General features: G+C 34.0%; 16 protein-coding genes. 4 read left to right on the top strand and 12 right to left on the bottom strand.

Annotation, left to right across the window (positions count from 1 at the left end; all coding sequences use genetic code 11):
• Nucleotides 1–423 precede the first annotated feature (423 nt).
• Nucleotides 424–963: a hypothetical protein gene (locus Q8L85_06295; protein ID MDP1724295.1), complete on the top strand. Its 540-nt coding sequence runs from the start codon at nucleotides 424–426 to the stop codon at nucleotides 961–963.
• Nucleotides 964–982: 19 nt separating this feature from the next.
• Here Q8L85_06295 and pseC read toward each other — a convergent pair whose 3' ends face one another.
• The 3 genes from pseC to Q8L85_06310 form a co-directional block, all read right to left on the bottom strand.
• Complete coding sequence (pseC, locus tag Q8L85_06300) at nucleotides 983–2,209, bottom strand: UDP-4-amino-4,6-dideoxy-N-acetyl-beta-L-altrosamine transaminase (protein MDP1724296.1); 1,227 nt, start codon at nucleotides 2,207–2,209, stop codon at nucleotides 983–985.
• On the bottom strand, nucleotides 2,206–3,252 hold the full coding sequence (gene pseB / locus Q8L85_06305; GenBank protein ID MDP1724297.1) for a UDP-N-acetylglucosamine 4,6-dehydratase (inverting): 1,047 nt from the start codon (nucleotides 3,250–3,252) through the stop codon (nucleotides 2,206–2,208). The genes pseC and pseB overlap by 4 nt, the downstream gene beginning before the upstream one ends.
• Nucleotides 3,253–3,422: 170 nt before the next feature.
• Nucleotides 3,423–5,012 (bottom strand): hypothetical protein, encoded by a 1,590-nt coding sequence (locus Q8L85_06310; protein ID MDP1724298.1) that lies wholly within the window; start codon nucleotides 5,010–5,012, stop codon nucleotides 3,423–3,425.
• A 144-nt stretch (nucleotides 5,013–5,156) separates the two neighbouring features.
• Between Q8L85_06310 and Q8L85_06315 the strand changes: the two genes are divergently transcribed.
• From Q8L85_06315 to Q8L85_06325, 3 genes are all read left to right on the top strand, one after another.
• On the top strand, nucleotides 5,157–6,758 hold the full coding sequence (locus tag Q8L85_06315; protein MDP1724299.1) for a tetratricopeptide repeat protein: 1,602 nt from the start codon (nucleotides 5,157–5,159) through the stop codon (nucleotides 6,756–6,758).
• Nucleotides 6,727–7,518, top strand: coding sequence for a nucleoside triphosphate pyrophosphohydrolase (gene mazG / locus Q8L85_06320; GenBank protein MDP1724300.1), 792 nt, complete (start codon nucleotides 6,727–6,729; stop codon nucleotides 7,516–7,518). The genes Q8L85_06315 and mazG overlap by 32 nt, the downstream gene beginning before the upstream one ends.
• Before the next feature lie 125 nt (nucleotides 7,519–7,643).
• Nucleotides 7,644–8,381: an SDR family NAD(P)-dependent oxidoreductase gene (locus Q8L85_06325; GenBank protein MDP1724301.1), complete on the top strand. Its 738-nt coding sequence runs from the start codon at nucleotides 7,644–7,646 to the stop codon at nucleotides 8,379–8,381.
• 119 nt (nucleotides 8,382–8,500) lie between these two features.
• Here the strand turns inward: Q8L85_06325 and Q8L85_06330 are convergent, their stop codons facing one another.
• The 9 genes from Q8L85_06330 to Q8L85_06370 form a co-directional block, all read right to left on the bottom strand.
• Nucleotides 8,501–8,920 (bottom strand): hypothetical protein, encoded by a 420-nt coding sequence (locus Q8L85_06330; GenBank protein MDP1724302.1) that lies wholly within the window; start codon nucleotides 8,918–8,920, stop codon nucleotides 8,501–8,503.
• 221 nt (nucleotides 8,921–9,141) lie between these two features.
• The gene (locus Q8L85_06335) at nucleotides 9,142–9,540 is read right to left on the bottom strand and encodes a helix-turn-helix transcriptional regulator (GenBank protein ID MDP1724303.1); all 399 of its coding nucleotides are present in this window, start codon (nucleotides 9,538–9,540) and stop codon (nucleotides 9,142–9,144) included.
• An 85-nt stretch (nucleotides 9,541–9,625) separates the two neighbouring features.
• Nucleotides 9,626–11,182, bottom strand: a complete 1,557-nt coding sequence (lnt, locus tag Q8L85_06340; protein ID MDP1724304.1) for an apolipoprotein N-acyltransferase — start codon at nucleotides 11,180–11,182, stop codon at nucleotides 9,626–9,628.
• Nucleotides 11,183–11,310: 128 nt separating this feature from the next.
• The gene (locus tag Q8L85_06345; GenBank protein MDP1724305.1) at nucleotides 11,311–12,084 is read right to left on the bottom strand and encodes a hypothetical protein; all 774 of its coding nucleotides are present in this window, start codon (nucleotides 12,082–12,084) and stop codon (nucleotides 11,311–11,313) included.
• A gap of 131 nt (nucleotides 12,085–12,215) precedes the next feature.
• On the bottom strand, nucleotides 12,216–12,869 hold the full coding sequence (locus Q8L85_06350) for a hypothetical protein (GenBank protein ID MDP1724306.1): 654 nt from the start codon (nucleotides 12,867–12,869) through the stop codon (nucleotides 12,216–12,218).
• 111 nt (nucleotides 12,870–12,980) lie between these two features.
• The gene (locus Q8L85_06355; GenBank protein MDP1724307.1) at nucleotides 12,981–13,880 is read right to left on the bottom strand and encodes a hemolysin family protein; all 900 of its coding nucleotides are present in this window, start codon (nucleotides 13,878–13,880) and stop codon (nucleotides 12,981–12,983) included.
• Nucleotides 13,873–14,388, bottom strand: a complete 516-nt coding sequence (gene ybeY / locus Q8L85_06360; protein MDP1724308.1) for an rRNA maturation RNase YbeY — start codon at nucleotides 14,386–14,388, stop codon at nucleotides 13,873–13,875. The genes Q8L85_06355 and ybeY overlap by 8 nt, the downstream gene beginning before the upstream one ends.
• 174 nt (nucleotides 14,389–14,562) lie before the next feature.
• Complete coding sequence (locus Q8L85_06365; protein ID MDP1724309.1) at nucleotides 14,563–15,546, bottom strand: PhoH family protein; 984 nt, start codon at nucleotides 15,544–15,546, stop codon at nucleotides 14,563–14,565.
• Nucleotides 15,547–15,877: 331 nt separating this feature from the next.
• The gene (locus Q8L85_06370) at nucleotides 15,878–18,193 is read right to left on the bottom strand and encodes a hypothetical protein (GenBank protein MDP1724310.1); all 2,316 of its coding nucleotides are present in this window, start codon (nucleotides 18,191–18,193) and stop codon (nucleotides 15,878–15,880) included.
• Between the last annotated feature and the right edge of the window lie 413 nt (nucleotides 18,194–18,606).

Genomic DNA, 18,606 nt, shown 5'->3' on the forward strand with positions numbered 1-18,606 from the left:
ATCTTAAACAATTTACTTGCTGCAGATTTTTTTCCTCCTTCTTCAATGTAAGAGAGCACTTTCTCTCTTAAATCTACTGAATAACTCATAACACATTGTTTTATAGCAACTTTGTAAGATTTTCAACTCATTTCACTATAACTTGTAATAATGTTTCTTATTCATTTGTTTTGACTAACAAACAAGCAACAATTATACACAATAAAGATATCACGTTCTTTTTTGATTATATAGTACGCAATAATCTTAATATAAAATTTAGGCCACAAATTCTAATTAAATAAATACTCGTCAAAAGTAATACACTAAAAAATCCGCCCATTCGTGAAACATTAATCATTGCCTAATCCTACAAAACATTGTATTAATTTTATGCAGCTATTATGCCTTTTATACATTTTTATAAGCTCATAGGAGACCTCTATGAATAAATTTCTTAAAAAATTTAGTATTTATTTTTTTGCAACCTTTCTTTGCACGCTCGCATTTGCAGCCTTAATTTATACAGAGAACAATATACATGACATTCATTCTTGGCCTTTTTTTTCAACAGATACAGAAAATAATAATGCACCCCTTACCAAATTAACCTCTGAGGGCAATCTTCAACACAATGTTGTTGTTTATACTCTTAACAAAAAATCAGAACATTACAAACATCTTCAAGAAATTATGGCAAATTCTTCTGCTCATATCATTCTTAAACCATCAGATGAAACCAAAAACAATTTAATGATTTGCAAATATGATATTAACGTCAATGGAGAAAACCATGGCAGAATCAAGATAAAAAAAGAAATTGCTCATGAAAACCCATCTCAAAAATATGTTCGTTTCAAAAACGCGACTATAAATTTTCTTACACTCACAGCCGAAAAAATTGCTAAAAAAGCGACAAAAATAGGCCATTCTTTTGAAAGACGTGGAACGCATTGGAAAAAGAATAGCCAAAAATATACTTAAGAGAACGATTAGAAAATGTTTAGGTTCGAATAACATCTCGCACAGCATCTATAACCCGAAACACATCATCATTGCGCATCTTAGGATAAAGCGGCAAGGATAATACCTTAGAATAATAGATCATAGCGCCTGGAATATTAGACGTCCTATAATTCTCTTTATAAAACGGGTGGAGAGGTAAAGGCATATAATGAACTTGCGTACCAATGCCTAAATTCTTTAACTCTTGAATGACCTGATAGCGATTTTTTTTAAGTGCAGAAAAATCAATCAATATTGGATAAAGATGAAAAGCTGTTAAATTCGGATCTGTTTTTGGGATAGGCCTTAGTAAAGAAGTTAAAGACTCAAACGCATCATCATAAAGACGCACAATTTCTTGACGACGTGCAACAAAATAATCCAATTTTTTTAATTGACTTAAACCCAAGGCACAATGAATATCTGTTGCACGATAATTAAACCCCATTTCAGACATTTCATAATACCAAGGATAAGGCTGCCCTTCATGCGTAAAAGCTAATTCTTTCAAGGTAAAAAGGGCGGGGTCTCGGACCATACCATGATGACGAAGGGTTTTAAGCTTTTCGTAATAATGCTCATTATTTGTTGTAATTGCCCCCCCTTCTCCCATCGTAATGGTTTTAACAGGATGGAACGAGAAAATACATAAATCGCTTATTGCACACGAACCAACAGGTTTTACTACATCGTCATCAATACTATGTTTTGTTCCAATTGCGTGTGCTGCATCTTCAACAATAAAGATATTTTTTTGTTTTGCATCTTTTGCAATCTTTACAAAATCATCGCTCACTTGACCATTAAGATGCACATAATAAACAGCCTTAACATCATTGCCGCCACTTTCATAAGCACGCAGATAATGTTCATAAGACATAAGACCTGTTTCAGTGTCAACATCTGCGAAAATAACGTCAGCACCCATATATTTAACAGCATTGGCCGTCGCTAAAAATGTGATACTTGGTACGATCACTTTATCACCTGGCTTTAAATCAAGCACAAGTGAACATAAATGTAACGCAGCCGTACCACTGGAAACAGCAATAGCGAACTGGCTTTCTACTTTTTTAGCGAGCGCTACTTCAAATTGGTCAACAATAGGACCACAAGTTAGAAAAGCACTTTTTAATACATTATTGACAGCTTGAATATCTTCTTCATCTATCCATTGTTGACCATACGGAATAAATGATTGATCTTTAAGGGCAACTTTTTTCATGCGGCCATTCCCTGCATTAATTTTGGTAAATCATTAATGTCCAAAAAAGTTGGATTTTGATCGCTTGAATAACAAAAATCATCATCCACTTTTTGCGACGTTTTAGGATCAAAAGTTAAGTGATCGTCAAAAATAGAAAATGGTTGAACAATATATCTATCTTTTAGATCCATTGTGTAAGACGCTTCATTTTGTGTCAAAAGAGTCTCGTGCAATTTTTCACCAGGCCTTATACCAATGACTTTATGTTCCAAATGCGGTGCCATCCAACGCGCCATATCACTTACCTTCATAGACGGAATTTTAGGCACAAAAATTTCACCACCGCGCATTAAATTCAAGGAAGATAAAACAAAGTCAACACCTTCCTCAAGCTTTAACCAAAAACGTGTCATACGTGGATCGGTGATAGGCAGAAATTTTTCACCTCTCTCTATAAAACGTTTAAAAAGAGGAATAACACTTCCACGTGATGCAACAACATTGCCATATCTGACAACAGAAAAACGTGTTTTAATCGTGCCACTTAGATGATTGGATGCAATCATTATTTTTTCAGCACTTAATTTGCTAGCACCATATAAATTAACAGGATTAACAGCTTTATCTGTTGAAATAATGATAACTTTTTGAACTTTATTACGTAATGACGCCATCACGACATTTTGTGTACCCTGAACATTTGTCTGAATACATTCAAAAGGATTATATTCAGCAATCGGCACATGTTTCAATGCTGCAGCATGTATCACATGATCTACATCACGCATGGCCATATCCAAGCGGTCAATGTCCCTGATATCGCCAATAAAATAACGCAAAATACTGTGCTTTGGATGTGTCGAAAATTCTTCATGCATATCAAATTGCTTTTGTTCATCGCGTGAAAAAATAATCAGTTTTTTTAAATCGAGTCGATCCAAACAAGCTTGCACAAAAGCTTTTCCAAATGAGCCTGTACCGCCTGTTACAAGGATTGTTTTATCTTTAAAAGACCCTTCAGGAAATATTTTTGTAAATCGTCTTGAATCAGTCTTAAACATTTTCTCACCTAATTTTTAATGATTTATTAGACTCCTTTCGAAACTCGCTAATGTGAGACGAGTGATAGGAGGTTCGGCACGGAAGACCGCAGTGTATCCTTATATACATGAGGATCTGAGTACCGAAACGACGCATCAATCGTCCGCAGTAGTAGAGTTTCGAAAGAAGTCTATTCTTTTTCTTCTTGTAATTTTTTATTAACATCATTCATTAACACGTCCCAAGACTTGAAGTAATCTTTTTTAAAAATCGTTACCGAATTATAAAAAGGATGATATTCTTCGCCATAAAAAAACCATTCAAATCCATTGGTTAGATACCAACAGGGAACATTCATAGAACCTGCCAAATGTGCCGTTTCCAAATTGGTTGTAACAATCAAATCCAAAGCCGAAACAAGCGCCGAAAAACCTACAATATCTGTTGGCTTTTCCTCTAATTTCATAAATTTTGAATCAAATTTTTGGTCTCCCTTTACGGTGATCAGCAATTGATTGTGATAAAGTTCTAAATTGTTCCAATCTTGTGCTTGCGGCATATCAGCTTGGATTGGAGGAAACATTTTAGAGAAAGAAGCATCAACACCTATTTTAATGCCTAATCCATAAGCATCCACATTTTTTTGCCAATATTTTTTATCTTTCTCGTGAACTTTAATATACGACTTTTTATATTGACCTAATGTAATATCTGACCTTAACAAACGTAAAAGACAACAGGATGATATCTCGTAATCAACATCAATATCCTGTTTATCATTACTTTCAACAAGAATATGTGCCTTAGGAAAAGAGTGTACGAATAGATCAAATAATGTTGGAGAAACCTCAATATAAATCTCTTGCGCAACTTTTATAAGTTCTGAGTAAGAATGGGCCGCAAGCAATTCTATAGCAATTGAATTTGCTTTACGAATATAAAGCTTTTTATTTTTTAAATCCTCGCCACGCCAAATGGGTAACTTTTTTTCAAATTGTCTTGTTGGGCTTGAGTTTTGAGCAATTTCTTCAAGACCTACTAATAAGTCATAACCACGTTTAATATTCTTTTTATAAAAAGCAATGTAGGATAAATAAGACAGACACGATAAATCGTTTATTTCTTCCATCAGCAATTTTTGAAACACAAAACTCGCTTTTTGAGCATCATTGCTTAAAAACAAATATTCACCCAAAGAATATAATGCGTTTAAAGCAGGCTTTTGATAAAGTCCATTGCCTAGCAATTCTGTTCGGTTTAAAATATCTTCTGCTTCATGAATAAATGATTGTTTCTTTAATAATAGACCAAATTCCATCCATAATTTTTTATCATTTGGAGATAATAACATCACTTGGATTAAATATTCTTTTGCCTCAACCCAATATTTAGTATCACGATAAATTTCATAAAGCGAATAAGGCGCTTTTTTATTTTTTGGATCATATAAAAAAGCAAGATTAAGGTGTTCTATAGCTTTCAAATTATTATTTGTAAAATTGTAACATTTACCTAAAAAATAATGTACTTCTGGATAATCAGGCACATCGTCTAAAAGTTTTAAAAAATACGGTATAGCTTGAATATGATCTTGCATATAATAATATGATAGACCTAACAAAAACAAAGCCTCTGGATCATCAGGCGCCAACTTAAGAACTTCAAGACATAAATCTCTCACCTTTTCATATTGTTGTGCTTGAAAAGAAATTTGTGCCAAATAAAGCAAATGAGCGGATCTAAAAATACCAGGCCGCTTAAAGGGTGTTGTCTCTCCCATACCTTAAAACATCTTTTTATTGTTTTCCTTTGAATCAATCTAATCACATTTATCCATTTTCCTCAAAGTTTTTTTTTAAATCTCTTTATTATTTTTAAATTTAGAAATACGCTGATTTTAAAATGAGTCTCTGGGAGAAAAAAATTGCTCAATTATGCCCCTTTTTTAAATAAATTAACCTATCTTGGTGTTTTCGAGAAAATCGGTGTTATTCACGAGATTCTTCCCTCATTGGACGAAAAATTACACATTAATTATATTCAAGATTTAACCAAAGCTATTGATCATGCCGAAAAAATTAAAAACATCTTACTCAATGAAAATGCATTAGAAGGACTTTCAGAAAAAGAACTAACACAATGCATTACCCCCTTCACTGAATTTTTTGTACAACATAATATGCCTGAACTTGCGACGCATTTCTTAATTAAAAGTATTGATCTTTATCCCCATCAATCGCAATTATATGCCATCCTTTCTGATGTTTTTATAAAAATGAATTTACTTGATGATGCGACGACCGCCTTACGTGAAGCAACAACACGCGCGCCACAAACACCTGAATATTGGTTAATAGCGGCGAATATTTGCTGCCAGCAAGGTGAATTTCAAGCAGCCATTAAATGCCTTGAACAAGTTTTTGAACTTCAACCCCTAGGATTGCAAGCCAAACGTATTTTAGCACGGATTTTTGTTCAGCTTGATTTGTGGGATCAAGCCGATATTGTTCTACAAGATATTTTATCGCAACATCCAAATGATGCTGATACCTTATATGAAAAAGGACTCATGAATCTTCGTCGTGGCAATCTAGAAGGCTTCAAAGATTTTGAAAAACGATCAGAATGCACTGATTTTCCAACACATATTTTTCCACAATTACAAAAAAATAAAAAATGGCAAGGCGAACCCCTAAAAGACAAAAAAATCTTGATTGTAAATGATCTTAATGCACCTTATTTTTTTCTTTTTGCATCACTTTTTCAAGGCATCATAGAAGAGTCAAAGCATTGTACGATTGAAGCAAATCAAGATTCATTAAGTCTTTTGGCGCGTTCTTTCAATAGCACAAGCTTTATCACATCTGAACAAATTGAAATTAATACCAAAAAATATCATCTTTTTGGACAAAAAACCCTAATTGAGCATGATTATTGGGTGCAACTTGGTGATCTAGCACAATATAGACTTAACAATTATGCAGCACATTTAACATTGCCCGCTTTAAAGCCTGCACCTCAACGACTTGAATATTGGCAAAATGAGTCAAAACACCTCAATAATCGCCTTAAAGTTGGCATCAACCCAGAATTGTATCGTTTCTTGAATCCTTTCTGGGAAAAATGGGAACCCTTATTCAAACAATCCAATATAGATTTTTTTGCACTCACACATGACATAAATCTTGAACTTAAACCCAATTACGGCATTCATCCCTGTCCTTATCCTCAAGATGCAAGCAGCGAAGAAAAATCAGCTTTTCTAAGCCAATTATCTTTTGTTATTACGCCCTTCTCGCATGAAGCCAATCTTGCAGCATTATTAGGTGTAGAAGTCATTCAACTCACAAAAGTTGAAGAATGGAGCACCTTAGGCCAAACTGAAAGCCCCTTCTTTAAAAACAATATGCATATTCTACCCTATTCCCTTAGCGCTTCTTTTGATGTACAAATTCCTCAGCTTGTTGCAAAAACAATTGAGGTTATTCAGAAAAATGGATCATCACCCCATAGAAAAATTCGTTAGTATTATCAAGGCCCTTAGGCATCCTGAAACAGGATGTCCTTGGGATTTGAAACAAACACCCCAAAGTCTTGTGCCACATCTTATTGAAGAAACTTACGAAACTGTTGAAGCGATTGAAACGAAAAAACCCGTAGATATTAAGGAAGAATTAGGCGATCTTTTACTTCAAATTGTTTTACAAGCACAACTTGCTGACGAAAAAAATGAATTTAATTTTAACGATATTGTTGAAAACGTATCTGCCAAAATAATCAGACGCCATCCTCATGTTTTTGAAAAATCGCAAAATTTAACGGCTGATGAAGTTGCCCTCAATTGGCAAAAAATAAAACAGACAGAAAAAAAAGATGTGCCAGCACAAAAAGGCATATTGAGCGATATTTCAGCTCACCAACCAGCACATTTAGAAATTTTAAAAATTCAAAAAAAGATAAGTTCATTAGGATTTAAATTCGAAAAAATTCAACAAGTTCTTGCCAAAACACAAGAAGAACTTAATGAATTGGTTCATGAAATCAATATAAAAGCTGATGAAGAAAAAATTCTCGGCGAATTAGGTGATCTTTTTGCAAGCGTTATTGGTATTGCTCAATTTTTACACCTTGACCCTGAACACGCAATGCGAAAATGCGCACGTAAATATCGTACACGTTTTGAAGAAGCCTATCTTTTGGCAACACTTGAAGGTCAAGATTTCAACACGATGAATCTTGATGAAAAAGAAAATTATTGGAAAAAAGCAAAAAAAAATAAGGGATAATATACGAACGGTTTCAAAATGTGAGTAGGAAGACGAGGGTGAGACACGCGGAGTGTATCCCTTCATACATGAGCATACGAAACCCGAAGTCTGACGCCCTCCACAGTTTTAAACAGGAGTATAAAATGAAAATATGTATAACAGGTGCAACATCAGGTATTGGCGAAGCAAGCCTTCATCTTTTTGCTCAAAACAATGATCACATTATCGCCATTGGCAGAAACGAAGCAAAACTAGCACAATTAAAATCACAATATCCTAATCTTGTAACACCCTTACTTCTTGATCTGCGTGACAAAGAAAAAGTTACTAAAGCACTTTCCTCAATTAATGACATTGATATTCTTATAAATAATGCAGGACTTGCTTTAGGCATGGATCCAGCTCAAAAATCTGATTTGGATGATTGGGACATAATGGTCGATTCTAATATCAAAGGCGTATTATATACAACGCATACGATACTGCCTAAAATGGTTGAGCGCAAACAAGGCCTTATAATTAATGTTGGGTCAATTGCTGGGACTTATCCCTATCCAGGTGGTCATGTTTATGGAGCAACAAAATCCTTCATTCATCAATTTTCACTCAATTTACGTGCTGATCTTGCTGGCACCAATGTTCGCGTCACCTGTTTAGAACCAGGCATGGTTAAAACTAACTTTTCGGAAATCAGATATAAAGGTGATCATGAAAAAGCCAATAAAGCATATGAAAATATCGCTTATTTAACATCAGAAGATATTGCAAAAACCATTTTCTGGATATCAACATTACCGTCACATATCAATATTAACGCCCTTGAAATCATGCCAACGGCTCAAAGTTTTGGTAGATTCCATTATGAACGGCGGTCAATTTAATTAAACACATTTGCAACTGAAATTAGAAAATTCGACAATTTTCTATCAAGATGATACAAATAGTACCAAGATCCTAATTTCAGTTTTTTATCTAACTCTTTGTAACAATTTCGACAAATTTAATTATTTATAATTTCCCAACGCCCAATAACAATAACTTCTTCTTGAGCAAGTTGATCATTGATGTAAAGTTTATAATTCATCCAATTTGTTGGCGAACCTTCATTCCATGGATCACCCACTGGCTTTAACTCTACAATATCGTTTCGATCCATAATCGAATCTTGAAGTTGTTCAAAAAGCACAGGAACAAATCCTCTTCTTTTTTGGATCTTATAAGCATAATTTTGATAAGATTTAAAAGCAGCTTCCCTGTTGCCTACGTGCTGTAAGGGCTGCAACAAATGTTCCAGAAGCCAATCAACACTTATTTGGTTTTGATGTTGATTTACTTGATTTGTAAAACTTGGCCATTCCACAAGTGCCATTAAAGAATGCGAAGCCAAAAGAAAAAAGAAAAATATAACAGTTTTTTTCATAACATATGCCTTATTTACCTTAAATAAATATGAGCTTTACTTATATATTTTATTTTGTCAAGATTTTTTCAATTTATTTGCAAACCCTCAGAAGGGTTCTGATTTATAATAAACAAAAAACCCTGCCTAACAGGCCAGGGTTCTTTTTTTGTTTTAGCAAACATTATTAATTCACTTGAATGACACGCATTCAAAAAACCTCTAATAATTGTAAACTAAAATTATTCATCTTCCTGAAATGACAAAGTTTTTACAAGATCTTGAACAAGCTTTTTTTTGCTTGGATCCGATATAGAACTATATTTTCGAATAAGCTCTATACTTGATCTTGTTAATATTGGTTCAATTTCATAATCAGTTTTTTCTTCTTTTACACCACTTTTCGATACCGTGGATTCAAAGCCGTCAAAAAAATAACTCACCTGAACATTAAGAACTTTTGCAAACTCATAAAGACGAGAAGCAACAATTCTATTTGTCCCACGTTCATATTTTTGTATCTGTTGAAAGGTTAAGCTCACGGCCTCCCCTAAGTTTTCTTGTGTCATACCTAATAAAGTACGTCGCGCACGTAAGCGCGCACCAACATAGATATCGACCAAATGTGGAGAAGAATTCATCAGAACCTCTCTAAACGATTAACTTAATGTATAGGATTCATAGTCACACAATAGTATGTAGTCAAGAAAAATACAAAATAAATTGTCAATTTTTTTGCCCTTTCCAATAAAACAAACAGAGCAAAAATATAAGAAAGCGAATTACCACGAAAAACCAATCCCATAGCAAGAAATAAACGTTCTTATATGGAAGTGGCTTCGGTAATTTTGTATCAATAATACCACGCACGCCATAAGGTAAAGTTTGTAACATTCTGCCATAAGGATCAATGGCTGCACTAATACCCGTATTGGCAACGCGCATCAACGGTATACCATTTTCAATGGAACGCATTCGTGCCATTTGTAGATGTTGATAAGGTCCTGCAGAATCACCAAACCAACCATCATTCGTAACATTTAAAAACCATTGCGCGCGATTATCTATGTCCATGGCTTCATCTGGAAAAATAACTTCATAACACACGAGAGGTCTAAAAGGCGGCAATTTTTTAAGCGTTAGCACCTTGGATGTGTGCCCAGGACTAAAGTCTAATCCACCTCCAACGAGTTTATCAATAGGCAATATTCCCTTAAAAGGGGTATATTCACCAAAAGGCACCAGATGTTGTTTATCATAATACCCAACAATCTCACCCATCGCATTAAGCGCATAAATTGAATTCCAACGTAGAAACTGATCAGAAACTTGATCTTTATCATAGCGCCCACCACCAACGATAAGATCTCCTTTTAAGGGTATAATTTCACATAAAGCATCCCTGCAATTTTGATCTTGATTTAATGTAAAAGGAACGGCACTTTCTGGCCAAATGATATGCGTAACATTTTCCCAATTTGCACTTTTAGATAAATCCTTATGAATTTTTAAATGCTCGTAGGCCAATCCTGGTGCCCATTTAAAATCTTGATCAATATTCCCCTGAACAAGCCTTAGCATCACATTCGGATGATAGGCAAGGGATTCTATAGGGTTGTGCTCTAAACGCTTTTCTCCATAAAAATAGGCACCACCAATGGTCATAGATAGAAAAAGAAAAACACTTATGCGCACAAAATTTGTTTTCGATTTAACAAGAAAATATGGCAAAGATGCCCATAACACAGTCAAAAAACTTAAACCAAAAATGCCATAAATATATGTCGTTTGAAGAATCGATTCAAAAGGCCAAAAAGCATAACCCATTAAATTCCAGGGAAATCCTGTAAAAAGCGTCGATCTTAAATATTCAAAAAAATACCAAACGCACACAAAACAAAAAACAGCCCTAAGATCAATTTGCTTAAGATATTTTTGAAAAAGATATTGATACGTCAGACCCATAAATCCTGTGAAAAAAGCTAGACCAAAAGGAAAACCAATAATACCTATTGGTACAAGCCAAACAAGATCTACGCTTTGATTCATAAACGCATTTGAAATCCAATGAAGACCAAAAACAAATTGACCAAAACCAAATGCCCACCCATAAAAAAAAGCATTCTTTTTAGAATGAGCAATAGACAAAAAATGAAACAAAAACGGAAATGCAAAAAAAATTGTCCAAATTTGTTTATAGGGCGCAAAAGAAAATGCAGTCAGTGATCCTAATATAAAAAGAAAAATAATTTTAGAGATGTTGTAGTTAAGTATTTTTTTCATACAGATGAACCTAAAAAATTTTTACTCATTTCTGGAGTCTACGCAAGTTAAAAATGGCATAAACCTGCCACAGGATAAATCATCCTTCCAAAAATAACCACACTGAAATCGTTAATAAATAAAAAAATCTAATGAATCTCAACACCATCTAAATTTTTAACTTTTGGATCGGTTTCAATTTCCAACCCATTTTGATCTACAATTATTAAATCATGTTTTTTAAGTTCTTTATAAAAAGAATTCCACGTATAACCATGTTTTAAAATTATTTTTTGGTTTGACGTAATAAGCTTCAACATAATGCGTTTGCAATTAGGAAATTTATATTTAAAATTACGCATAAGCACTTCAAGATTATGACGGCTAGCCAAAGAATCATAATTTAATTTCCATGCCGAAGCAAAAGGATAAGGATATTTAGTCTCCCATTTATAAGGAATTTCAGCAGCAAGCCCCAACATGACAAAAAGTTGGTAATAACTTAATTCATAATCATGAAACAAATAAGATGAACTCATATCAATTGCTGTATAGATTAACTTCATTATAAAATAATCAGTTGCAGAAAGAGAGCGCTCAACATCAATTACAATTTCTTCAGCATCTTCATCTCCATGAATATAAACCACAACACCAGGATCAATAAAATATGATTTTTGCATTGGTGATTTAATGATCTTCCACCCATCGTCAAAATACGAAATTTTTCTTTCATAAGGGTTTTCTTGACTTTCTATTACATCTTCATTATCATTTTCGTCTATGACAATTTGATTAAAATTTTCACGTTTTTTATTTTTTAAACCAACATTGTTTTGAATATTCTTTGATAATTCCGACATTGCTTCAACATTGAATACATAAAACGTCAAAAGCGAAAGCACTATAGATTTTTTTCTCATAACAATCCTCTATATGACATGCTCGATTTATATTTTAAATATAATCGTTCCTTTAGGGTACAATCTAATATCATTTCAATCAACAGGGCAAAAAAGCAATATTCTTAATGAGATTAGCGTTAATTTAAATATTAAACATCAACAATTTCGTTTTCTAATAAAATTTCTAGATTTTCATTTTTTAATAATTTTATAAATTTGTTCATATCAGAGCTATTCTCAAGCACATTTTTTTGATCCAATGAAAATGGTTTTAATCTAATACGATTGCATTTAGGAAATTTTTCTTTAAATTTTTTTATACAATTTTCAGGGGTCGTATGAAAATTAAAATAATCAAAATTCATGAGCCATTCGGAATAAACTAAATTAGGATCAATCATTATTGAATCATATTCACATTGTCCTGCAATCGATAACATTACAAAAAGATCACAATACTCAATTCTATACTTACTTTTTATATATTTTGAGAGAAACTTTTTAAAACCATTATACAACTTAGTGTGTAAAAAATTAGTTGATGTTAAAGATTTTTCAATATCGATAACGACTTCTTCTGAATTATTATCCCCCTTTAAAAATATATTAATAGAGGCATAATCTAATGGAGATTTAATTATTCTCCACTCATCTTCCACAACAACAATAGGATTATTATCATAAATTACAACATCTGGTTCAAATTGCTGCACCACAACTGAATTAACTGAATTATTAGACGCATTAACATTAATCGAATAATTGCAAACAATAAAAAGAAAATAAAAGATACTTTTTTTCATATTACCCTCTTTCTTATTTAAACAAACACTATTTCCAGATTATACGTCAATTAATTTGAAAGATCTATGCATGAGCACTCAAGCAAAACTCAAAAAAACACAGACACAAGCCTAATCATCTTGTTTTTTTATATAAATCTGGATTTTCTTAATGCGTCTTGGGTCAGCGTCCAAAACATGAAATTCTAGACCTTGCGCATGGGAAATAACCTCCCCCCGAACAGGAATGCGCCCAATAAGATCGAAAATAAGCCCGCCTAATGTATCAGATTCTTCATGTTCATCATCTGAAAACCGGCACCCTAACGTTTCTTCAAGGTCGTCTAAAAAGACGCGCGCATCAGCTATATAACTTCCATCTTCAAGACCTCTCAATTCAGGGTCTTCACCAATTTCAGTTTCATCTTCAATATCACCAACAATACGTTCTATTATTTCATCAATAGAAACAAGACCATCAGTACCACCATATTCATCAACAACAACGGCATAATGAATACCCGTTGAACGCATACGATACAACAAATCAAGAGCCGGTAATGATGGTGACACAAAATGAACTTTACGAATATAGGGCTTCAAACTTTTATTTGCTGGATTTAAAGCAAGATCAATCACTTCCTTTAAATGAATAATACCCAAAATATCATCTAAATCTGCTAAATACACAAGCAAAGCTGAATGGCGTGTTTCTTGAAAATGGTGCAAAATATCAGTAAAAGTACTTTTAAAAGGAAGTGCCACAATATCCACACGCGGAATCATAATATCTTCAACGGTTAATTCACGAATAACCAGCAAATTATAACACATCTCGCGTTCGGCTTTAGTCATCTTGGCCTCATTCAACCAAGCCTCTAATTCCTTACTATGTACAGGCAGTTGCTTCGCAGAAACAGGTTTGTGAAACAAATTTTTAACCCAATTAATAATTGAAAAGTTGTCTTTTTTTTCTATATTTTTCTTTTGAGACGGATCTTCATCTGCAGATTTTTGGCCAGCATCAGTCATTTAATTTCAAACCTTCTTTGTCACAAAGATCTAAATAGGGATTTTTTATACCCATAGAATTCAATATGTTAATTTCTAAATCTTCCATAATTACAGCATCTGAATCAATCTCGTGGTCATAACTCAACAAATGCAAAAATCCGTGAATCACAAGATGTTGCAAATGATGCTCTAAAGACTTTGAATCGGTAACAGCTTCACTCTGAATCGTTTCAAAAGCCAAAAATATATCACCCAACATATTTTCGTCATCATCATTATAATCTGTTTCTGATGGAAAAGATAAAACATTAGTTGGTTTATTTTTTCCACGAAACTCGCGATTTAGTTTTTGAACAAAATCATTATTCGCAAGAATGATATTCACATGAAATGATTCTTTAATTAAATCTTTAAAATCAAAAACAGCTTTAACAGCCTTAGAACATAAATCTTCGCATAAAGGTAAGACTTTAACCCATTGATCTTCTTCGACAAAAACGTCTACATTGCAGCTAAAATTACTCATATAACACTCTAATCATTCACCTGTTTAATACCCACAATATATATATACATCTTTTTGAAACTCGCTAATGTGAGACGAGTGGTCGGAGATTCGGCACGGAAGACCGGAGTGTATTCTTCATACATGAGGATCTGAGTACCGAAGCGACGCATCAATCATCCACAGTAGTAGAGTTTAAATGCCGTAAAATTCTGTGTATGCTCGTATAATTCTAGCCACAATCGGATGTCGCACAACATCTTTATCTGTAAAATAGACAAAATTGACCCCATCCATATTGCGCAATATGTCTAATGCATCCCGCAATCCTGACTTCAAACCAGGCGGCAAATCGATCTGACTTAAATCACCCGTAATCGCCATCTTAGAACGTTCACCCAACCGTGTCAGCAACATTTTCATTTGAACAGCTGTCGTATTTTGCGCTTCATCTAATATAACAAAAGCATTTGAAAGGGTCCTACCGCGCATAAAAGCTAAAGGTGCAATTTCAATTTCACCAGTACTCATATAACGTTCGACTTGATCTGGCAATAAAATATCATTCAAAGCGTCATAAATAGGACGTAAATAAGGATCTATTTTTTCCTTAATATCACCAGGTAAAAAACCCAGACTTTCGCCCGCTTCACGGACAGGACGTGACACAATAATGCGTTCAACTTTGCCTGCCAACAACATCGACACCGCAACCGCAACCGCTAAATAGGTTTTACCAGTACCTGCTGGCCCCAACCCAAAAGTTAAATCAAATTCTTGTAATGACCGAATATATGATGCCTGAACGGGTGACCTTGGTCTGATATGTTTTTTACGTGTTCGAATCGCAAAATCGTCTTCAGAATATTTTTTATCTGATTGATCTTTTTGAGACTCATCATAGGTTTTGTATGCTAAATGCGCGTCAATATCTTCAGGGTTTAAACTACCGCGTTTTTGAAGCTGTTCATACAAATCTTGCAATGCGTGTAAAGCTTGATACGCCACATCAGACAAACCTGTAATTTCAAGCACTTCTCCACGTGGTCTTACCTGCACCCCTAATTTTTCTTCGATTCGCGTCAAATTACGATCCTGTGGACCGCATAAAACTTGCAAAAGCATATTATCTTGAAAAACGGCACTGATGGTAATGGGCGCTTCAACAACTTGCTTCAAGATAATTCCTTTCAGTTACTATAGTCGATGGACATTGGAAGGATACATCGTCACGCCTTGCTCATGTATATAAGGATACACTTCGCTCGTTGTTCCTTGTCTACTCCTCAAGTCTATCGACTATAAAGCATGATGCTTTACATTAAGCGTAAACTCTTAATATAAGGATACTCAAAAAACTTAATAAGAAGCAAGTGGATACGCTTTAATTATCTAAAAATCATCAGGATGTGATTAAATTTTGTTTCTAACATACAAAAAACATTGCCAGATATGGGTTTGCCTTAAACAACAAACCCAATGGAGAAAAAAACCTAGAAAAAATATGAATTCAGCCCAATAATTCATTCAAACGCGCTTCAAAATCTAAATCTTCCTCATAAGAATAGTCAGCTTTCACCTCATCAGAAACAGACATTTGAAGACCATTTTCCTCAGGAAATTCAATCTGAATACATAATCCTTCTGCAATTTGCTTCAGATCTTCTATCGTGATTTGCCCATCAGAAGCCATTCTTCCGCAAAGAAGACTATGGATCATAACCCCAAATTCAGAAGCATTTGATTCTAGAATTTGATTTCGTCTATTATCCATGCGCGTATTCAGATCTACAATCATTCCTTTTAGAAAATCTGTTGAAATCTCACCATTCCCTAATTTAATCTTGCTTCCAGATTGCGCATTACGAACAATTTCTACATATTGATCGTAATCATTTTTAAAACAGTAATAGGTTTGATCTTTATAAATTTTTTGCGCTTCAAGATCTTGATATAATTCAGCTAAAAGCGAATATTTATCTTTTTGACACATATAATTATCTTTATATTTTTCAAAAAGATTTGCTGTTTTAATCAAGTCTTTATTATTTTGATACCACGCATCAATAGAAGCAGATATCCCTTCCATGCAAATTGCATTGGAAGATAATGCTTCTTCTGCAAAACGCCTTGCTACGATTTGCCTAAAATCATGATCTTGGATCTCCTTAATCTCATTCCAAGCAGATTGAAGAATATAGTAGAAATTAGGAGCCCTTGCTTCTAAATTTGCGTCACTTTGCTCCGGATGCAAAACAACATTGAGTCCGAAACCATGATAGAGCAGATTAGAAGATAATCCACCTTGAACATTTCCTCTGGTAGCCAATTCATAAGTCACAAGAATATTATATTTACATAAAGCTTCAAGAGATCTTAAATATTTCATGACTCTGGAATCCATTTCATAGCCAAGAGACTGATAAACAGGGATAATGTCTTCAAAAAGCGGATCATCAAGCGGAATATCGGTCGCATTTTCAATATTGTAGCGCGGATGCGTGCTGCTTGCACGCGGGATATCCAAATTTTGAACTAAGTGCCGTTTTACTTCAAATTGATTTCCCCATATTTGATAAGTGTGGATAATTTCAAGTTTTTGCTTCCAAAATGCAGCATCATAGGTTAGTGGAACTCTTTGGGGAGCTGGATTTCCCATTCCACCTACCAAACCTTGAGGAGGGTTTTGGTGATGCACTCTATTCATAGGCAAAGCAAATTGTTGTGGGGCCACTCCAAATCCAGGTGCGCCCATAGGCGCAAAATTCTGCTGGATAAGAATAGGCTGCCCCTGCACCGCTTGCAATGGAAGATTTCCTGCTTGCTGCACAAAATTTTGTTGATTCATTGCATTGTGCCATGCACCTGCAAGAATGTGAGCCAATTGTGGAACAACACCAACTTGCTGCGGCACTGCCTGTGGTTGCTGGATAGGCAACACACGTGCGCCTCTAGGAACAAAATTCTGTTGATTAGCTCCTTTTACTTCTATTCCGTGTTTTTTCAAGACATTCAAAATATGCGGAAATTCACTAAAACGATCAAAAAAGAGAGTGTTTTTATTGACTACATCAACATAGGGATAGGGATAAGCATATAAGCCAGATGTATTTATACCCATTTCTTGAGTCACGTCTTGATGAAGATAATCTCTAATTTTATCTTGCAATATTTGTTTTTGATGTAAAACTGCCTTTTTAGGTTTTGGTCTTTGGATTTCGCGCCAGTTAAGGAAAATTGCCACCCAAACCGCAAAATGCCGATTGTATCTTTCTGGCTCAAGTTTTGATAGGTTTTTTAAAATAGCATTATATAAAAATGGGACGCCCTCTTTTTCAAAATCTTCATTTGTTGTTTGATACGCAGGAACAAAATCCAAAAAAAGAATCATTGCCATTTCAAGCGCAATGTGAGGCGCCTCAGGCATAGAAAAGTTCCAAGCGGGTTCCAATAATTGTTTACAGCTCAGCTCAATAAACGCCTTTTTTGCAGCCTTATATTCTATAATCTCAGCATTTTGCGGGTCCAAAATTTTGTTGAGCGCATCATAGGTTATATTTCTTGATTCTAAATATTTGGTATTATAATAATGAAGAAGAAAATCTGTGTGTGTACTCAAAGGCTTATGCTTCTTAATCTCTTGCTGGGGAAGCGCATCTTCAGGAACAACCTGTTCAGGAAAACCTTCTTGTTGAAGAACTTGTTGATTCCACTCATCTCTCCCGCGTTTTCCTAGAATTTTACCATCCTCATCATTTCCAACAGCAAATGAAAAAGAAGAAATGAAAAAAAGAAAAAAAACTGAATTTAAAAATTTAAATCCCAAAAAAACAACTCCTACAAATTAAAATTAATTACATTAAAAGCATTTTACATAAAATTTTCTAAAAATCAACAAGTATATTAAAACTATATTATAAAATAGATTTTTTAGTTCAAAATTAAATAAATCATACGTTAAAATTAAATTTTATACATGTTTCAATCATTAAATAATGGCCGATCTACACAAAACATTTCCCGGACAATTTTTAGATCAAATGTAAAAAACCAAGCAAAGAAACTATTTTGAAAAAAAACAAAAGTTTATTTTACTCAAATTTTTTTTAAACCAATACGTATCAAAAATAATCTTGGTCACTCGGAAAACATTAGAGCAGTATTAAGAAAAGCTCTTGAAGATTTTCCTGAAAGTAAAAAATTGACAAAAAAGAGAAATATTTATATATTGTGTCATAT

The sequence above is a fragment of the Alphaproteobacteria bacterium genome (assembly GCA_030680745.1).
In the GTDB taxonomy this organism is placed as follows: domain Bacteria; phylum Pseudomonadota; class Alphaproteobacteria; order JAUXUR01; family JAUXUR01; genus JAUXUR01.